At 68.9% G+C, this 17,351-nt stretch carries 17 protein-coding genes; 14 read left to right on the top strand and 3 right to left on the bottom strand.

Annotated features, from left to right (window positions below; all coding sequences use genetic code 11):
• Window positions 1-54: 54 nt before the first annotated feature.
• The gene (locus tag AC3A6R_RS23505) at window positions 55-1,260 is read right to left on the bottom strand and encodes an MFS transporter (protein ID WP_487861731.1); all 1,206 of its coding nucleotides are present in this window, start codon (window positions 1,258-1,260) and stop codon (window positions 55-57) included.
• A gap of 149 nt (window positions 1,261-1,409) precedes the next feature.
• On the opposite strand from AC3A6R_RS23505, the gene AC3A6R_RS23500 reads away from it, so the two are divergent.
• Window positions 1,410-1,805, top strand: coding sequence for an I78 family peptidase inhibitor (locus tag AC3A6R_RS23500; protein ID WP_487865744.1), 396 nt, complete (start codon window positions 1,410-1,412; stop codon window positions 1,803-1,805).
• A gap of 15 nt (window positions 1,806-1,820) precedes the next feature.
• Window positions 1,821-2,471: a DsbA family protein gene (locus tag AC3A6R_RS23495; RefSeq protein WP_487865743.1), complete on the top strand. Its 651-nt coding sequence runs from the start codon at window positions 1,821-1,823 to the stop codon at window positions 2,469-2,471.
• Here AC3A6R_RS23495 and AC3A6R_RS23490 read toward each other — a convergent pair whose 3' ends face one another.
• Window positions 2,472-3,389, bottom strand: coding sequence for a LysR family transcriptional regulator (locus AC3A6R_RS23490; protein ID WP_487865742.1), 918 nt, complete (start codon window positions 3,387-3,389; stop codon window positions 2,472-2,474).
• A gap of 170 nt (window positions 3,390-3,559) precedes the next feature.
• Here AC3A6R_RS23490 and AC3A6R_RS23485 point away from each other — a divergent pair, with 170 nt between their 5' ends.
• The 11 genes from AC3A6R_RS23485 (at window position 3,560) to AC3A6R_RS23435 (ending at window position 14,502) form a co-directional block, all read left to right on the top strand.
• Window positions 3,560-4,216 (top strand): hydrolase, encoded by a 657-nt coding sequence (locus tag AC3A6R_RS23485; RefSeq protein WP_487865741.1) that lies wholly within the window; start codon window positions 3,560-3,562, stop codon window positions 4,214-4,216.
• A 35-nt stretch (window positions 4,217-4,251) separates the two neighbouring features.
• Window positions 4,252-4,533, top strand: coding sequence for a XapX domain-containing protein (locus AC3A6R_RS23480; RefSeq protein ID WP_487865740.1), 282 nt, complete (start codon window positions 4,252-4,254; stop codon window positions 4,531-4,533).
• Entirely contained in the window at window positions 4,526-6,421 is a 1,896-nt protein-coding gene (locus AC3A6R_RS23475; protein ID WP_487861725.1) for an amidohydrolase, read from the top strand. The genes AC3A6R_RS23480 and AC3A6R_RS23475 overlap by 8 nt, the downstream gene beginning before the upstream one ends.
• Window positions 6,421-7,995 (top strand): MFS transporter, encoded by a 1,575-nt coding sequence (locus AC3A6R_RS23470; RefSeq protein WP_487865739.1) that lies wholly within the window; start codon window positions 6,421-6,423, stop codon window positions 7,993-7,995. The genes AC3A6R_RS23475 and AC3A6R_RS23470 overlap by 1 nt, the downstream gene beginning before the upstream one ends.
• Before the next feature lie 77 nt (window positions 7,996-8,072).
• Entirely contained in the window at window positions 8,073-8,894 is an 822-nt protein-coding gene (locus AC3A6R_RS23465; RefSeq protein WP_487865738.1) for an alpha/beta fold hydrolase, read from the top strand.
• A gap of 58 nt (window positions 8,895-8,952) precedes the next feature.
• The gene (gene dapF, locus AC3A6R_RS23460) at window positions 8,953-9,834 is read left to right on the top strand and encodes a diaminopimelate epimerase (protein ID WP_487865737.1); all 882 of its coding nucleotides are present in this window, start codon (window positions 8,953-8,955) and stop codon (window positions 9,832-9,834) included.
• A complete protein-coding gene (locus AC3A6R_RS23455; RefSeq protein ID WP_487865736.1) occupies window positions 9,831-10,526 on the top strand; it encodes a DUF484 family protein in 696 nt (231 codons plus the stop codon). The genes dapF and AC3A6R_RS23455 overlap by 4 nt, the downstream gene beginning before the upstream one ends.
• Complete coding sequence (locus AC3A6R_RS23450) at window positions 10,523-11,158, top strand: YdcF family protein (protein ID WP_487861720.1); 636 nt, start codon at window positions 10,523-10,525, stop codon at window positions 11,156-11,158. Before AC3A6R_RS23455 ends, AC3A6R_RS23450 begins: the two co-directional genes overlap by 4 nt.
• The gene (locus tag AC3A6R_RS23445) at window positions 11,142-12,155 is read left to right on the top strand and encodes a tyrosine recombinase XerC (protein WP_487865735.1); all 1,014 of its coding nucleotides are present in this window, start codon (window positions 11,142-11,144) and stop codon (window positions 12,153-12,155) included. Before AC3A6R_RS23450 ends, AC3A6R_RS23445 begins: the two co-directional genes overlap by 17 nt.
• A complete protein-coding gene (locus AC3A6R_RS23440) occupies window positions 12,152-13,378 on the top strand; it encodes a class I SAM-dependent rRNA methyltransferase (protein ID WP_487865734.1) in 1,227 nt (408 codons plus the stop codon). Before AC3A6R_RS23445 ends, AC3A6R_RS23440 begins: the two co-directional genes overlap by 4 nt.
• 65 nt (window positions 13,379-13,443) lie before the next feature.
• Window positions 13,444-14,502: a CobW family GTP-binding protein gene (locus tag AC3A6R_RS23435; RefSeq protein WP_487861717.1), complete on the top strand. Its 1,059-nt coding sequence runs from the start codon at window positions 13,444-13,446 to the stop codon at window positions 14,500-14,502.
• Window positions 14,503-14,508: 6 nt separating this feature from the next.
• Here AC3A6R_RS23435 and AC3A6R_RS23430 read toward each other — a convergent pair whose 3' ends face one another.
• Window positions 14,509-15,975, bottom strand: coding sequence for a YdgA family protein (locus tag AC3A6R_RS23430; RefSeq protein WP_487865733.1), 1,467 nt, complete (start codon window positions 15,973-15,975; stop codon window positions 14,509-14,511).
• A gap of 430 nt (window positions 15,976-16,405) precedes the next feature.
• Here AC3A6R_RS23430 and dksA point away from each other — a divergent pair, with 430 nt between their 5' ends.
• A complete protein-coding gene (gene dksA / locus AC3A6R_RS23425; RefSeq protein ID WP_487861890.1) occupies window positions 16,406-17,335 on the top strand; it encodes an RNA polymerase-binding protein DksA in 930 nt (309 codons plus the stop codon).
• The last annotated feature ends 16 nt before the right edge of the window (window positions 17,336-17,351 follow it).

Raw genomic sequence — 17,351 nt, 5'->3', positions numbered from 1 at the left:
TCGCGTTCCTTTGTGCGTTGGAATCAATCAGGAAAGAAAAAAGAAGAAAAGGAATCAGTGGCCCACCGCCACCGGGCCTGCTGCTGCGCGCACCGGAATGCCGGCACGGCGGTCGAGCGTTCCGCTCCACTGCGTGAGCGCCAGCGACACCAGCACCACCAGTGCGCCGATCCATGGCGTGTGCATCAGCCCCAGGTGGGTCACGATCAGCCCGCCGGCCCAGGCCGCACCCGCAATGCCCAGGTTGAAGGCCGCGATGTTCAGTCCCGAGGCCACGTCCACCGCCTGCGGCGTGAAGCGTTCGGCCTGCTTCACCACGTACACCTGCAGCCCCGGCACGTTGCCGAACGCGACCGCGCCCCACATCAGCACCGCGGCCAGCGCGAGCCACTTGTGCGGCGCCGCGAAGTTGAAGACCAGCAGCACCGCGGCGAGCAGCGCGAAGATGATCTTCAGCGCCGGGATCGGCCCCATGCGGTCGGCCAGCCGGCCGCCCCAGATGTTGCCCAGCGCCACCGACACACCGTACACCAGCATCACCCAGCCGACCGCGCCGGCGCTGAATCCCGACACCTCGGTAAGGATCGGCGCGAGGAACGTGAACGGAATGAACGAGCCGCCATAGCCGATCGCCGTCTTGGCATACACCAGCAGCAGCCGCGGCTCCGCCAGCACCCTGGCCTGCTGCGCCAGCGAAGCCGGTGGCGTGTGGCGGATGTTGCCGGGCACGAAGATCCAGCTGCCCACGAAGGCGAGCACGCCGAGCGCCGAGACCGCCAGGAAGGTTTCGCGCCAGCCGAAGTGCTGCCCGATGAAGGTGCCCAGCGGCACGCCCGTGACCAGCGCCACCGTGAGGCCCGTGAACATGACGGCGATCGCGCTCGCGGCCTTGTCCTTCGGCACCAGGCCGGTCGCGATGGTCGAGCCGATCGAGAAGAAGACCCCATGCGCCAGGCCCGTGAGCACGCGCGCAGCGATCAGCGATTCATACCCCGGCGCCTGCCACGCAAGCAGGTTGCCCACGGTGAACAGCGCCATCAGCCCGAGCAGCAGCGCCTTGCGCGGCAGCCGGCCCGTGAGCGCGGTGAGCACCGGCGCGCCGATGGCCACGCCCAGTGCATAGAGGCTGACCAGCAGGCCGGCCGACGGAAGGCCGATGCCGAGGTCGGCAGCGACGGTGGGGAGCAGGCCGACGATGACGAACTCGGTCGTCCCGATGGCGAAGGCGCTCAGGGTGAGCGCGAAAAGGGCAATGGGCATGAGGCACTCCTTCTGTGACAAGGAGGAGTGTGTGACGTTTGTCTTTGCAGAATAAGTAGGTTCCAGGCAGAAGATACTTGCCTGGTGCGCAAGAATTGCGTCGCGCTACGATGCCGTTGCACTCGCAGACACGAAAGAAGGGCAGGCCCATGCAGAACACCCGACAGCAACCACCCACTGGTTTCCTCTCCGACAGCGGGCGCCGCACGGCGAAGTCCCTGGCCGGCGCGGCGCTCCTCGCTGCAGCCGTGTTCCTCGCAGCCTGCCAGACCCAACCCGAATTCCGCCCGCTCACCTCCGAAGTCCCGCCGCCGCCGACCTTCGTGACCGTGCCCGCCGACCCCGGATGCCAGGCCGCCCAGGCGAGTTACGCGCTCGGCCGTCCGGTCGCTCAGCCGCTGCTCGAGGAACTGCTCGCGCGCACCGGGTCGAGCATCGTGCGAACGTCCGCCGCCGGCGAGCCACTGCCGGCGCCGGCCGATCCGAAGCGCCTCAATGTCGATGTCGATGCCCAGGGCCGCATCGCCGCCGCGCGCTGCGGCTGAATCGATAATGCCGCGATGACCTCCAAGACCTCCATCGCGCTCGACTGCTACTACAGCCTTTCGTCCCCGTGGGCCTACCTCGGCGGCCCGCAACTGCAGGACATCGTGCGCCGCCACCATGTGCGGCTCGCGCTCAAGCCCTACGACTTCCAGGTGGTGGTGCCGCAGACCGGCGGCATTCCGCTGAAGACGCGGCCCGAGCCGCGCCGCACGTACCACGCGCTCGAACTGGCGCGCTGGCGCGATTTCCTCGGCATGCCGCTCAACCTCGAGCCGGCCTACTACCCGAAGGGCGCCGCGGTCGACCCGAACTGGAACAAGTACCCGGGCTGGATGGTGATCGCCGCCCAGCTGCAGGGACTCGATGCGCAGCCGCTCTCGCACGCGCTGCTGCGCGCGTTGTGGGCCGAGGAGCGCGACACCTCGCAGGCCGAGGTGCGCATCGCGGTGGCGAACGAAAACGGCTACGACGGCGCCTCGCTGCAGGCGCAGGAGCAGTCGGCCGAAGTGCTCGCGGTGTACCGCGCGAACAGTGCCGAAGCGATCGAGGCGGGCGTGTTTGGCGCGCCGACCTTCATCCTGAACGGCGAGCGCTTCTGGGGGCAGGATCGCCTGGCGTTCCTCGACCGGGCGCTTGACCGCCTGCGCGCGCAGCAGCGGGGCTGATCAGCCCGCCAGCACCGACCGCGGCAGCAGCGCGGGCACGAGCGTGCGGTTCAGCCGCTCGCGCCACCAGCGCAGCGCCTGCCCTTCGGCGCCGGTCTTCCATGCGAGCCAGAACGCCTCGGGTGCGCGCGGTTCCTCGGTCGGCAGCTCGACCAGCGTGCCGCGCGCCAGTTCGCCCGCGATGCAGGCACGCGGAAGGAAGCCGTGGCCCAGGCCGGCGGCCTGGCAGGCGATCTTCGCGGCCATGGTGGGCACGGTGATGCGCGGCTGCCCGGCGAGCAGGCCGACGGTGCGGTCCGACAGCGTGCGCGCGCTGTCGCCCACGACGATCGCATTGCACTCGATCAGGTCGCCGCGCTGCAGCGGGCGCTTGAGCCGCGTGAGCGGATGGCTTGGTGCCACGCAGAACGCAAACTCGAGGCTTCCCACCATCGCCGCCTGGTAGCCGCCGCCCGCGGGGCCCTCGCCCGCGGCGATGACGAGGTCGGCGCGGCCTTCGCGCAGCGCCTCCCAGGTGCCGGTCAGGGCCTCGCAGCCGACGCGCAGCCGCGTGCCGCAGCGCAGCGCCTCGAAGGCGTGGATGTCGCCGATGAGCGATGGCGTGGGAATGATCGAATCGTGCACCAGCCGCAGCTCCGACTCGAAGCCGGTGGCGATCTGCCGCATGCGCGATTCGAGGTCGCTCGCGGCATTGAGCAGCCAGCGGCCCTCCTTGAGCATCTCTTCGCCCGCGGCCGTGAGATGGACGCGCGGGCCGTGGCGCTCGAACAGCCGCATGCCGAGCTGCTCTTCGAGCTTGCCCACGGCGTACGAGATGGTGGACGGCACCTTGTTGAGCCGCGCGGCGGCGGCGGCGAAGGAGCCATGGCGCGCAATGGCGTCGACGACTTCGATGGCTTCGAGGCTGAGCTTGAGCACGCGGGTTCTTTCGAAAAAACCGATGTTCGAAAAATTCGAACAATGACGCAGAAAAATTTCGCCAATCGCCGGCAAAAAGGCATCGATGATCGATTCAACGCCAAGGGAAATGTCTCCCGAAGCGCATTGTGAATCGAATCGAACCTTTGTCCAACTTTTGGAGTATTTGCATGCCGTCCATCCAAGCCACCCCCACCGCCGGCGCCACACTGCTGACCCCCGACGATCACACGCTGGTGATGATCGACTTCCAGTCGCAGATGGCCTTTGCCACGCATTCGATCGACGCGGTGACGCTGCGCAACAACGCGGCGCTGGTGGCGCAGGCGGCGGCGGGCTTCAAGGTGCCGACCATCCTCACGACCGTGGCCGAGAAGAGCTTCTCGGGCCCGATGTTCGGCGAGATCGGCGCCGCCTTCCCCGGCCAGAAGATGCTCGACCGCACCTCGATGAACACCTGGGAAGACGCGGTCGTGATCGACCGCGTGAACGAGATCGGCAAGCCGCGCATCGTGCTGGCGGGCCTGTGGACCAGCGTGTGCATCGTGGGCCCGGCGCTGTCGGCGCTGGACCAGGGCTTCGAGGTGTACGTGATCGCCGACGCCTGCGGCGACGTCTCGGCCGAGGCGCACAACCGCGCGATGGACCGCATGGTGCAGGCTGGTGCACGGCCGATGACCTCGCTGCAATACCTGCTCGAACTGCAGCGCGACTGGGCGCGCGGCGAGACCTACGAGCTCACGACCGGCATCGCCAAAAAGGTGGGCGGCGCCTACGGCATCGGCATCGACTACGCCAAGGCCATGTTCGGCGCCCACGAAGGCTGAATGCGGCGAAGCACATCCAAACGAAAGCACCGGCCATGAAGCCCTACATCGTCTCCCTTGCGCTTGGCCTCCTGGTCGGCGTGATCTACGCGCTGTTCCAGGTGCGCTCGCCGGCGCCGCCGGTGATCGCGCTGGTCGGCCTGCTCGGCATCCTCGTGGGCGAGCAGCTGCCGCCGCTGGTGCGCAGCCTGATGGCCCCGCCGTCCGCGGCCAGTTCGTGGCTGCACCACCAGGTCAAGCCGCACGTGTTCGGCGAGCTGCCCCAGTGCCTGCCGACCGACCCCGCACAGAACGCGAAGGACACCCGCCATGGCTGATGAGAACGCCGCGCCCGACCTGATCCTGCACAACGGCCGCTTCACCACGCTCGACCGTTCCAACCCGGGCGCCGACGCGGTGGCCATCCAGGACGGCCGCTTCGTCCGCGTGGGCCGCGCCGAAGACGTGCTGCCGCTTGCGGCGAGCCGCACCCGCGTGATCGACCTCCAGGGCCGGCGCGTGCTGCCGGGCCTGATCGACAACCACCTGCACATCATCCGTGGTGGCCTCAACTACAACATGGAGCTGCGCTGGGACGGCGTGAAGAGCCTGGCCGATGCGATGGGCATGCTGCGGCGCCAGGTGGCGGTCACGCCGGCACCGCAATGGGTGCGCGTGGTGGGCGGCTTCACCGAGCACCAGTTCGCCGAGAAGCGGCTGCCGACCATCGCCGAACTGAACGCGGTGGCGCCCGACACGCCGGTGTTCATCCTGCACCTGTACGACCGCGCGCTGCTCAATGCGGCGGCACTGCGCGCCGTGGGCTACACCCGGGACACGCCCGCGCCGCCCGGCGGCGAGATCGTGCGCGACGGCCACGGCAACCCGACCGGCCTGCTGCTGGCCAAGCCGAACGCGGCCATCCTCTATGCCACGCTCGCCAAGGGGCCGAAGCTGCCCTTCGACTACCAGCTCAATTCCACGCGCCACTTCATGCGCGAACTCAACCGCCTGGGCGTGACCGGCGCGATCGACGCGGGCGGCGGCAACCAGAACTATCCCGACGACTACGCAGTGATCCAGAAGCTGGCCGACGACGGCCAGCTCACCATCCGCCTGGCCTACAACCTGTTCACGCAGAAGGCCAAGGCAGAGAAGCAGGATTTCCTGAACTGGACCGCGAAGGCCACGTACAAGCAGGGCGACGACTACTTCCGCCACAACGGCGCGGGCGAGATGCTGGTGTTCTCGGCGGCCGACTTCGAGGACTTCCGCGAGCCGCGCCCCGAGCTGGCGCCCGAGATGGAAGGCGAACTCGAAGGCGTGGTGCGCATCCTCGCGCAGAACCGCTGGCCGTGGCGCATGCACGCCACCTACGACGAGACGATCGAGCGCGCGCTCGACGTGTTCGAGAAGGTCGACAAGGACACGCCGCTCGCGGGCCTGAACTGGTTCTTCGACCATGCCGAGACCATCTCCGAGAAGTCGATGGACCGCATCGCCGCGCTCGGCGGCGGCGTGGCGGTGCAGCACCGCATGGCCTACCAGGGCGAATACTTCGTCGAGCGCTACGGCGCCGGCGCGGCCGAGGCGACGCCACCGGTCAAGAAGATGCTCGAGCGCGGCCTCAAGGTCTCGGCCGGCACCGATGCCACGCGCGTCGCCTCGTACAACCCGTGGGTGTCGCTGTCGTGGCTGGTCACGGGCAAGACCGTGGGCGGCATGCAGCTGTACCCGCAGCGCAACTGCCTCGACCGCGAGCAGGCGCTGCGCATGTGGACCGAGAACGTCACCTGGTTCTCCAACGAGGAGGGCAAAAAGGGCCGCATCGAGGCCGGCCAGCTCGCCGACCTCGTGGTGCCCGACCGCGATTTCTTCGCCTGCGCCGAATCGGACATTGCCGACACAACGGCGCTGCTCACGATGGTGGGCGGCAAGGTGGTCTATGGCGCGGGGCCCTTCGCCGCGCTCGACGAAGGCGCACCGCCGCCCGCCATGCCCGACTGGTCGCCCGCGCGGACCTTCGGCGGCTATGCGGGCTGGGCCGATGCGGCCGAGGGCGCGCCGCTGCAGAACGCACTGCACAGGGCGGCCATGGCCTGCGCCTGCGCCAACGACTGCAACGTGCACGGCCACCGGCATGCGACGGCCTGGAGCAGCAAGCTGCCGATCGCCGACCTCAAGAGCTTCTGGGGCGCGCTCGGCTGCGCCTGCTGGGCGGTGTGATGGCCGAAACTCAAAAAGGCGCCTTCGCGCCACTGCGCCAACCCGTCTTCGCAGTGCTCTGGGCCGCCACGGTGCTCGGCAACATCGGCAGCTTCATGCGCGACGTGGCGAGTTCGTGGCTCGTCACCGACCTGTCGGCGAGCCCGACGGCGGTGGCGCTGATCCAGACGGCGGCGACGCTGCCGGTGTTCCTGCTCGCGATCCCGGCGGGCGTGCTCTCGGACATCCTCGACCGCCGGCGCTTCCTGATCTTCGTGCAGCTCGTGCTCGCGGCGGTCAGCGGCACCTTGCTGGTGCTGTCGCACACCGGCGGGCTCACGGTCGAATACCTGATCGCGCTCACGTTCGTGGGCGGCATCGGCGCCGCGCTGATGGGGCCGACCTGGCAGTCGATCGTGCCCGAGCTGGTGCCGCGCGCCGACCTCAAGGGCGCGGTGGCGCTGAACTCGCTGGGCATCAACATCGCGCGCTCGATCGGGCCGGCCGCGGGCGGGCTGATCCTCGCGAGCTTCGGCGCAGCCGCGACCTACGGGCTCGACGTGCTGAGCTATGTGTTCGTGATCGCGGCGCTTCTCTGGTGGAAGCGGCCGGCGGCGGTGGACAGCGGACTGTCCGAGAACTTCCTCGGCGCCTTCCGCGCCGGCCTGCGCTACACGCGCGCCAGCAAGGAACTGCACGTGGTGCTGCTGCGCGCGGCGGTGTTCTTCGTCTTCGCGAGCTCGGTGTGGGCGCTGCTGCCGCTGGTGGCGCGCCAGATGCTCGGCGGCAGCGCGGGCTTCTATGGCGTGCTGCTCGGCGCCGTGGGCGCGGGCGCGATTGGCGGTGCGCTCGTGATGCCGCGGCTGCGGGCCCGGCTCGATGCCGACGGCATGCTGCTGCTGGCGGCACTGCTCGCCGCCGCGGTGATGGGCAGCCTGGTGTTCGCGCCGCCGAAGTGGCTCGCGGTGCTGCTCCTGCTGCTGCTGGGCCTGGGCTGGATCATCGCGCTCACCACCCTCAATGGCGTGGCGCAGTCGATCCTGCCGAACTGGGTGCGCGGGCGCGGGCTCGCGGTGTACCTCACGGTGTTCAATGGGGCGATGGCCGCGGGCAGCCTGGGCTGGGGCCTGGTGGCGCAGCAGGTCGGCGTGCCCGCCACGCTGGTGGCGGGGGCGGTCGGGCTGGTGATCGCAGGGCTGGTGTTCCACCGCGTGAAGCTGCCCACCGGCGAGGCGGACCTGCAGGCGTCGAACCACTGGCCCGAGCCGCTCCTGGCCGAGCCCGTGGCGCATGACCGCGGGCCGGTGATGGTGCAGGTCGAGTACCGCATCCGCAAGGACGACCGCGCGGCGTTCATGGCCGCCATGAAGCGCCTGTCGCTCGAACGCCGCCGCGACGGCGCCTATGCCTGGGGGCTGCACGAACACACGGGCGATCCCGAGCGGATCATGGAATGGTTCCTCGTGGAGTCGTGGGCAGAGCACCTGCGCCAGCACCACCGCGTGTCGCAGGCCGATGCCGACCTGCAGGCCGAGGCGCTGCGCTTCCACATCGGACCGGGGCGGCCCGAGGTGCATCACTTCCTGGCGCTCTGAAAAAACGACGCGCTTCCCGCTTCACCTTTCTTTCATTCTTCTCTCGTATCTTTCATCCACTCCCAAAGGAAAAAACCATGACAACACTGACCCTTCGCGACGGCACCGAGCTCTACTACAAGGACTGGGGCACCGGCCAGCCGATCGTCTTCAGCCACGGCTGGCCGCTGAGCGCCGACATGTGGGACGCGCAGATGCTGTTCTTCGCCGAGCGCGGCTACCGCGCCATCGCGTTCGACCGCCGCGGTTTCGGCCGTTCGAGCCAGCCCTGGACCGGCTACGACTACGACACCTTCGCCGACGACATCGCCGAACTGATCGAGAAGCTCGACCTGAACGACGTGATCCTTGCGGGCTTCTCGATGGGCGGCGGCGACGTCACGCGCTACATCGCGCGCAAGGGCAGCGCGCGCGTGGCGAAGCTCGCGCTGATCAGCGCGGTGACGCCGCTCTTCATGAAGACCGCCGACCATCCGGTGGGCCCCGATGCCTTGCTGTTCGCGGGTATCCGCGCCGGGCTGGCCGCCGACCGGCCGCAGTTCCTCGATGACTTCAGCACGCTGTTCTATGGCACCAACCGTCCCGGCGCAACGGTGTCGCAGGGCGTGTTCAAGCAGACGCTGCAGATCGCGCTGCAGGCGTCGATCAAGGCCACGATCGACTGCGTGACGGCGTTTTCCGAAACCGACTTCCGCCCCGACATGGCGAAGATCGACGTGCCCACGCTCGTGATCCACGGCGACGACGACCAGGTGGTGCCGTTCGAGGCCACCGGCAAGCTGGCGGCCGAGATGATCGCGGGCAGCCAGCTCAAGGTGTATGCCGGCGCGCCGCACGCCACCTGCACCACGCATGCGGCGCAGGTCAACGCCGACCTGCTGGCCTTCATCAAGGGCTGAGCCCGCTCCGCTCGGCCCTTGCGGCGCGAGGGGCGGCGCCGATGGCGATAATCCGCCCATGCGAATCCGCTTTACCAAGATGCAGGGGGCCGGCAACGATTTCGTCGTGCTCGACGAGACGCGCGGCACGCTGGGCCTCAGCGCCGCGCAGTACCGCTTTCTGGCCGACCGCCATTTCGGTGTGGGCGCCGACCAGATCCTGACGGTACGCCCGCCGCCGCAGGGTGCCGAGGGCATCGACTTCGAGTACGTGATCCACAACGCCGACGGCGGCGAGGTGGAGCAGTGCGGCAATGGCGCGCGCTGCTTCATGCGCTTCGTGCGCGAACACCAGCTCACCGACAAGGACGAGGTCCGCGTGCTGACGCTGGCCGGCGTGATTGCGCCGCGCATGGGTGCCGACGGCCGCGTCACGGTCGACATGGGCGCGCCGGTGTTCGAGCCCGAGCGCGTGCCCTTCGATATCGCCGGCCTCGATGCGCAGCCCGACGGCGGCTGGCATACCTGGCACCTGGCGCTCGGCACCCATGCCGACAGCGCCATTGTCCCGGTCGCGGTGCTGTCGATGGGCAACCCGCATGCGGTGCAACTGGTCGACGACGTCGACACCGCACCCGTCGCCGTGCAAGGGCCGCAGATCGAGCACCATCCGCGCTTTCCGCAGCGCGTGAATGCCGGCTTCATGCAGGTGCTGGCCCGCACGCACATCAGGCTGCGCGTGTTCGAGCGCGGCGCCGGCGAGACGCTGGCCTGCGGCACCGGGGCCTGCGCGGCCGTGGTGGCGGGCATCAGGCTCGGACGGCTCGACGCCCGCGTCGACGTGCAGACGCACGGCGGCATCCTCACCATCGAATGGCACGGCGAGGGCCAGCCGGTCCTCATGACCGGGCCGGCCACCACCGTCTTCGAGGGCGACATCGACGTGCCCGAACTGCCATGACCCAGACCACGAACATCGACAACGCCATGAACCCGATCACCGAAGACGACATCGCGAACTACCTGGCGAACACGCCCGACTTCTTCGAGCGGCATGCGCAGCTGCTGGCGCAGGTGCAACTCACCAGCCCGCACGGCAACCGCGCGGTGAGCCTGCAGGAACGCCAGGCCGAGATGCTGCGCGAGAAGATCAAGGCGCTCGAGCATCGGTTGATGGACATGGTGCGCCACGGCACCGAGAACGTGGTGATCGCCGACCGGCTGCAGCGCTGGACCACCGGCCTCCTGACCACGCGAGAGCCGCGCAGCCTGCCCTACCGCATCGCGGTCGACCTGCAGTCGCTGTTCCTGGTGCCGCAGACCGCCATCAAGGTGTGGGATTGCGGTGCCGACTACCTCAACGAAGCCTATGCGCAGTGGGTGAGCGACGACGTGAAGGCGCTCGCCACCTCGCTCACCTCGCCCTATTGCGGGCTCAACTCGGGTTTCGAGGCCGCCAACTGGCTGCCCGAGCCGACCGGGGCGGCCTCGATCGCGCTGATCCCGCTGCGGGCGGACGCCGAGTCGCCGGCCTTCGGGCTGCTGGTGCTGGCCTCGCCCGACGCCCAGCGCTTCAATGCCGAGATGGGCACCGACTTCCTCGAGCGCATCGCCCAGCTGGCCTCGGGCGCGCTGTCGCGGCTGCGGCCTTGAGCGGCCGGCGGCGGTCCTGGCGGGCCGCACGGGCGGTGCTGGCCGCCGCGCTGCTTGCCGGATTGCTGGCCTATCTCGCGATCGCGGGCGCCATCTGGCGGCGCGCCGCCGTGGCGCTCGACCATCCGCCCGCGCAAACGGCCGATGCCGCGCTCGTGCTCGGCAACCGCGCCTACCTGCGCGGCAAGCCCAATCCCTGCCTCACCGGCCGCGTCGATGCCGCCATCGCGCTCGCGCGCGAAGGCCGGGTGCGGCAACTGGTGTTCTCGGGCGGCATCGACAAGGAAGACGGGCGCGTCGAGGCCGAAGTGATGGCGCAGCATGCCCAGGCCCAGGGCCATGCCGGGCCGGTGCTGCTGGAGCCGGCCTCGACCTCGACGCGGCTGAACCTTGCGCTCTCTCGTCCGCTGCTGCGGGACGCGGGCGTGCGCAGCGTGATCGTGGTGTCGGAGCCGTACCACCTCTGGCGCGCCGAGCGGCTGGTGCGCGCGAGCGGCTTCGACCGCGAATTCGACGTGCAGTACGCGGCGGCACGCACGCGCTGCTGGCAGCGCTGGGGCATGCTTTTCAAGGGCGCGTTGCGCGAGCCGCTGGCGGTCGTGAACAATGCACTCCATGGCTACCTCCACTGACCTTGCCGACGTACCCGAAAGCGCCGCAACGCGCTGGACCGAGAAGTACCTCGAACATGTGCGCGTGGAGCGCCGACTGGCGGCGCGCACCGTCGAGCTGTACGCCATTCACCTGCAGGCGCTGAAGGCCAACGCCGCCGAAGCCGGCCTCGCCCTCGACGGGGTGCAGACCGCGCACGTGCGGCGCTGGATGGCGCAGCTGCACGGATCGGGGCGCGAGCCGCGCGGCATCGCGCTGGTGCTCTCGTGCTGGCGCAGCTTCTACCGCTGGCTCGGCAACGAAGGGCTGGTGGGTTTCAACCCGGTCAAGGACGTGCATGCACCCAAGGCCGCGCGGCCGCTGCCCAAGGCGCTGGGGGTCGACGATGCGGTGCAGCTCGCCGAACTCTACGACGCCGAGGCCGATCCGTGGACCGAGGCGCGCGACAGCGCCATCGTCGAGGTGCTCTACGGCTGCGGCCTGCGCGTGAGCGAGCTGACGGGCCTCGACGCACGGGCGAGTGCTACCGCGCGTGGCTGGATCGATCTCGAATCGCGCGAAGCCAATGTGCTCGGCAAGGGCGGCAAGCGGCGGCTGGTGCCGATCGGCGCCAAGGCGGCCGAGGCGGTCGGCGAATGGCTCGCGGTGCGCGGCGACTGCCCGGCGCTCGGGGCTTCGGCGCAGCGCGATCCGGACAGTGCCGCGGCGCTCTTCATCAACAGCCGTGGGGCGCGCATGTCCTCGCAGGCCGTGTGGAAGCTGCTGCGCCAGCGCAGCCTGAAGGCGGGGCTCGCGGCGCCGGTGCATCCGCACATGCTGCGGCATTCGTTCGCAAGCCATGTGCTCCAGTCGAGCAGCGACCTGCGCGCCGTGCAGGAACTGCTGGGCCACGCCAACATCTCGACCACCCAGATCTACACGCGGCTGGATTTCCAGCACCTGGCCAAGGCCTACGACGCGGCGCATCCGCGGGCCCGGGCCAGGGACGACAAAGACGACAACAAGAAAAAACCATGAAAACCCTGCGCCTCAAACCCGGCAAGGAACGCTCGCTGCAGCGCCGCCATCCCTGGATCTTCGAATCGGCGATTGCGCGCGGCGGTGCCGACGCGGGCGAGACGGTGCGCGTCGAATCGCACGAGGGCGCCTTCCTGGCGTGGGCAGCGTTCAGCCCGGTGTCGAAGATCCGCGCGCGGGCCTGGAGCTTCGTGGAAACGCAGCGCATCGATGCGGCCTTCCTGGCGTCGGTGTGCGCACGCGCGGTGGCCGCACGCGGGCTCTTCGACCTGCAGAGCGACGGCGTGCGGCTGGTGCACGGCGAGGCAGATGGCCTGCCGGGCCTGATCGTCGACCGCTACGGCGACACGCTGGTGGCGCAGTTCCTCTCGGCCGGGGTCGAGCGCTGGAAAGCGGCACTGGCCGACGCGCTGCTCGCGGCGACCGGCCTCTCGAAGCTCTACGAACGCTCCGACGCCAGCGGCCGCGAACGCGAGGGCCTGAAGCCCGTCACGGGCTGGCTGCGCGGGGAGGGCGGCACCGAACTCACGATCCGTGAGCATGGCTGGACGCTGTCGCTCGACATCGCAACCGGCCACAAGACCGGCTTCTACCTCGACCAGCGCGACAGCCGGCAGCGCTTTGCCGAACTCGCGCAGCATCGGCGCTTTCGGCGCGTGCTCAATTGCTTTTGCTACACCGGCGGCTTCACGGTGGCGGCGCTCGCGGGGCTGCGCGCGGCCGGCGCGCTCGAGGGCGCCGAACTGGTGTCGGTCGATTCGTCGCTGCCGGCGCTCGACCGGGCGCGCGCGCACCTGGCGCTCAACGGCTTCGGCGACGATGGCGAAGCGCCGGGGCTGAAGGCCGAGTTCCTCGACGCCGACGTGAACAAGGCGCTGCGCGAGTTCATCGAACAGGGGCGCAGCTTCGACGCCATCGTGCTCGATCCGCCCAAGTTCGCACCCACGGTCGCCCATGCCGAGCGCGCGGCGCGCGCCTACAAGGACATCAATCGGCTCGCGCTCAAGCTGCTCGAGCCGGGCGGCGTGCTGCTCACGTTTTCTTGTTCGGGCGGCATCAGTGCCGATCTGTTCCACAAGATCGTGGCTTCCGCCGGCATCGATGCGCAAGTCGATGGCTACATCAGCGAGCGGCTCGGCGCGGCGCCCGACCACCCGATGACCATCGAATTCCCTGAAGGCGAGTACCTCAAGGGGCTGGTGGTGGTGAGAAAGCGCAACTGAGTGGCATTGGCTAAACTGCCGGCCAGTTCTTCCTTCCCCGTTTTTTCCCGCTTTCGGAGCACACCATGGCCCTCATTCCCGCCACCATCCTCACCGGCTTCCTCGGCTCGGGCAAGACCACGCTGCTCAAGCGCATCCTGACCGAAGCCCACGGCCAGAAGATCGCGGTCATCGAGAACGAGTTCGGCGAGGAGAACATCGACAGCGACATCCTGGTGACCGAATCGAAAGAGCAGATCATTCAGATGAGCAACGGCTGCGTCTGCTGCACGATCCGCGAAGACCTGCGCGAGGCGCTGCAGCTGCTGGCCGCCAAGAAGCGCAAGGGCCTGCTCGACTTCGACCGCGTGGTGATCGAGACCACGGGCCTTGCCGACCCCGGACCGGTGGCGCAGACCTTCTTCATGGACGACGAGATCGCCGAGAGCTACCTGCTCGACTCGATTCTGACGCTGGTCGATGCCAAGCATGCGCCGCAGCAGCTCAACGACCGCCAGGAAGCGCGGCGCCAGGTCGGCTTTGCCGACCAGATCTTCATCAGCAAGAGCGACCTCGTGAGCGCCGAGGAAACCGATGCGCTGATCCACCGCCTGAAGCACATGAACCCGCGCGCGCCGCAGAAGAAGGTGCATTTCGGCGAGGTGCCGCTGGCCGACGTGTTCGACCTGCGCGGCTTCAACCTGAACGCCAAGCTCGACATTGACCCCGATTTCCTCAGCGCCGACGAGCACGACCACGACCACCACGATCACGACCACGCGCATGGCGAGCACTGCGACCATCCCTCGCACAAGCACGAGGGACACGGCCATCACCACCATGTGGACGACGACGTGAAGAGCTTCGTCTACAGGTCCGACCGGGCCTTCGATCCGGCCCGGCTCGAGGACTTCCTGGGCGCCATCGTCAACATCTACGGCCCGCGCATGCTGCGCTACAAGGGCGTGCTGCACATGAAGGGCACCGAGCGCAAGGTGATCTTCCAGGGCGTGCACCAGCTGATGGGCAGCGATCTCGGCCCCGAATGGGGCAAGGACGAGGCGCGCCAGAGCCGCATGGTGTTCATCGGCATCGAGCTGCCGCGCGAGATCCTCGAGCAGGGTCTCGAGCAGTGCCTCGTGTGACGGGGCTCAGTTCCCCGGGCGGGCGCCCATCGGCTTGCCGTTGAGCTTCAGGCTGCCTTCGCTGAACTCGATGCGGCCCGTGACGTCGGCGCCGTCGCGCTGAACGAAGCCCTTTTCCTCGCCCTGTGCGACCAGCCCGGCCACCAGCTCGGGCGGCGGCATCTGGCCGCTTCCGGCGCCGGTGGCGGCCACCTGCTCGATCCACTGCATGGGCAGCCGCGCACTGGCCTTGAGCACGCCGCGCTTCATCAGCAGCATCTGGCCTGGTGCCGCAAGGTCTTCGTCGGTGACGCCGGCGAGGCCCACCGAATAGCTGAGTTCGCCGCGCTGGCCGTCGATCTCGACGCGCAGTGTGTCGAGCCCGAATTCGGGCCCGTGCCGGGCCATGGCCTTGAGGTCCGGGCCCAGCTGGTCGACGAGCGCCTTCATCGCAGCCTGCGAAGCCTTGGCGCCGCCCTTGCCGCAGCCGTTGACGGCGGCCGACTGCATCCAGGCGTCGGCCAGTTTCCTGTAGCCCGCGGCGTGGATGCGGCGCGCGCCGCTCGCCATCTCGAAGCCGGTGATCTTCGTGTCGCCGACCTGGCCGGTGCCCTTGAGGCTGCCGTTCGAGGCGTAGAGGCCGTCCTGGAGGGTGGCTTCGCCGGCGAGCGCGATGTCCTGCAGCAACACGGCCGGCAGCGCCTTGCCGGCCGCGCCGAGGCCCTTGGGCGCGGCGAACTCGAGGCGTTCGAGGCGGCCCTCGGTCTTGCCGGTGGCGAGCATCCAGCCCGCGCTCGGGTCCATGTCGGCCTTGCCGGTCAGCCTGCCCATCTTGAGGGTCGCGCCGGTGCGGGCATCGACCACGTCCATGCCCGGCATCGCGAGTTCGTAGCGCACATGGGTGCGCGCGCCGTTCACCTCGATGCGCGCTTGCGCGCCCTGCCAGGCGACGCTGGCCTTGCCTTGCTCGTTCAGCGTGACGGGCGCCACGGTCAGGTCGCTGGTGTAGGCGCCATCGAACGCGACGCGGGTGTGCGCCGTCAGCGGCTTGGCCTTGCCGAAGATCTTCTCGGCCTGGGCCTGGCCCTTCACATCGAACACCAGTTCGCTGTCGATGGTCGCGGCCGCCAGCGTGCCACCGGCCAGCGGGCCATGGCGGATGGTGTCGCGAAAGGTGATGCGCATCGCCTTGAGGGGCATCGGGCCGGCATCTTCTGCGGCCTCCTCGTCGGCCGGCTCGGCAGCGGCCACCGCGGGCACTTGCGCCGCGGCATCGGCGGCGCAGCCGATCTCGAGCGTGACGGTGCTCACGGCGCCCAGGAAACCGCGCTCGTAGCTGCGATCGACCACGCGGACCAGCGCGGTCTGCTTCGGCAGTTCGTCCAGGGCGGCGTCGTAGCGCGACCTGATCGTCGAACCGGCCCACCAGGTGGTTCCTCCGTAGGCGAGGGCGATGGCGGCAGCCAGCATGCCCAGAACTGCTTTTTTGCTCAAGATGGCTTCTCTTTTGTAGGAATGACGGGTCGACCGCCCCGACCTTTTTTGTGGTTGGCGGTCTTTGTTGCCCCTCCGGCAACGCCGCGGATGCTACCGGAGCGAGCGGACGTGCATATCCCACTTCCGTTCTAGTTCTCTATACAATCGCGCGCCTGCTCCGGGAGCCGCCTTCGTCCGATCGACGAATCGTGGCGGCCGGTACGGGGCGCCGCAGGTTGACGGCGGGCTTTAGGGGGTATAACCCCGGGGTTCGTCACTGCGGGCACTCCGACGACGGAGCCCACGCGGCCTGAATGAAAGGCCGCAGCCGCTCCCCTCGGGAGAGCACCCAGTGAAAGCGCGTTCCAGTTCGTTCAAGGAGCCAGTCACCGTGAAGAATCCCGCCGCCAAGGCCACGCCAGCAACCAAGCCCGCCGTCAAGAAAGCGGTGGCTGCCAAGGCGGCTGTACCTGCGGCAAAGAAGGTTTCTTCCGCTGCGAAAGCTCCAGCCACCAAACCGGAAAGCGCTCCCAAGAAGCGAGCAACGCCAGCGGCCGAAGCCGCCACCGTTGCAAAGAAGTCTGCCAAGTCCGCGAGTCCCGCCCCCGCCAAGAGCGCGGCAAAGACCCGGGCCGCGGAACCATCGCCATCCAAAACCGTCGGCCGCTCTGCTGCCGCTCCTTCTGCCTCTTCGATCCCCATGAAAAAAACGGCCGCCGCCTCCGCTTCCTCGTCCGCCACGGCGACTCCTTCGATGCCCACCCAGGCCGCAGCACCCGCACCCGCCAAGGGTGGCCGCGTGTCCCGGCTGTCGCAGCTCACCGTGCCCTCCATGCCGCAATCGGTGGCTTCCACCGCGGCCAAGTCCTCTTTCTCCCAGGCGCCATCGACCGCGCTGGTGCCGCCGCCGCCCGTGTCCGTCAAGAAAGACCCGAAGCTCGCGAACAACTGGAAGACCAAGACGGCCGCCGAACTGACCGACGCCGAAGTGATCGCGATGCCCGACGCCGAGTACATGAACGACAAGCAGATGGCGTTCTTCCGCCTGAAGCTGGTCGAGCTCAAGCGCGGCATCCTCGAGAACGCAGGCGAGACCACCGAGCACCTGCGTGAAGACACGGTGGTTGTGCCCGACCCGGCCGACCGCGCGACGATCGAGGAAGAGCATGCGCTCGAACTGCGCACGCGCGACCGCGAGCGCAAGCTGCTCAAGAAGATCGAGCAGTCGATCCAGCGCATCGACGCCGGCGACTACGGCTATTGCGACGAGACCGGCGAGCCCATCGGCGTCGGTCGGCTGCTGGCGCGGCCGACGGCCACGCTGTCTCTCGAGGCGCAGCAGCGCCGCGAACTCAAGCAGAAGATGTTCGGGGACTGAGCAGCAAGCTGCTCGC

The organism is Variovorax sp. Soil_C_19, assembly GCF_057657255.1.
The sequence above is the reverse complement of the archived record's forward strand: the minus strand, read 5'-3'. Positions and strand labels throughout refer to the sequence as shown.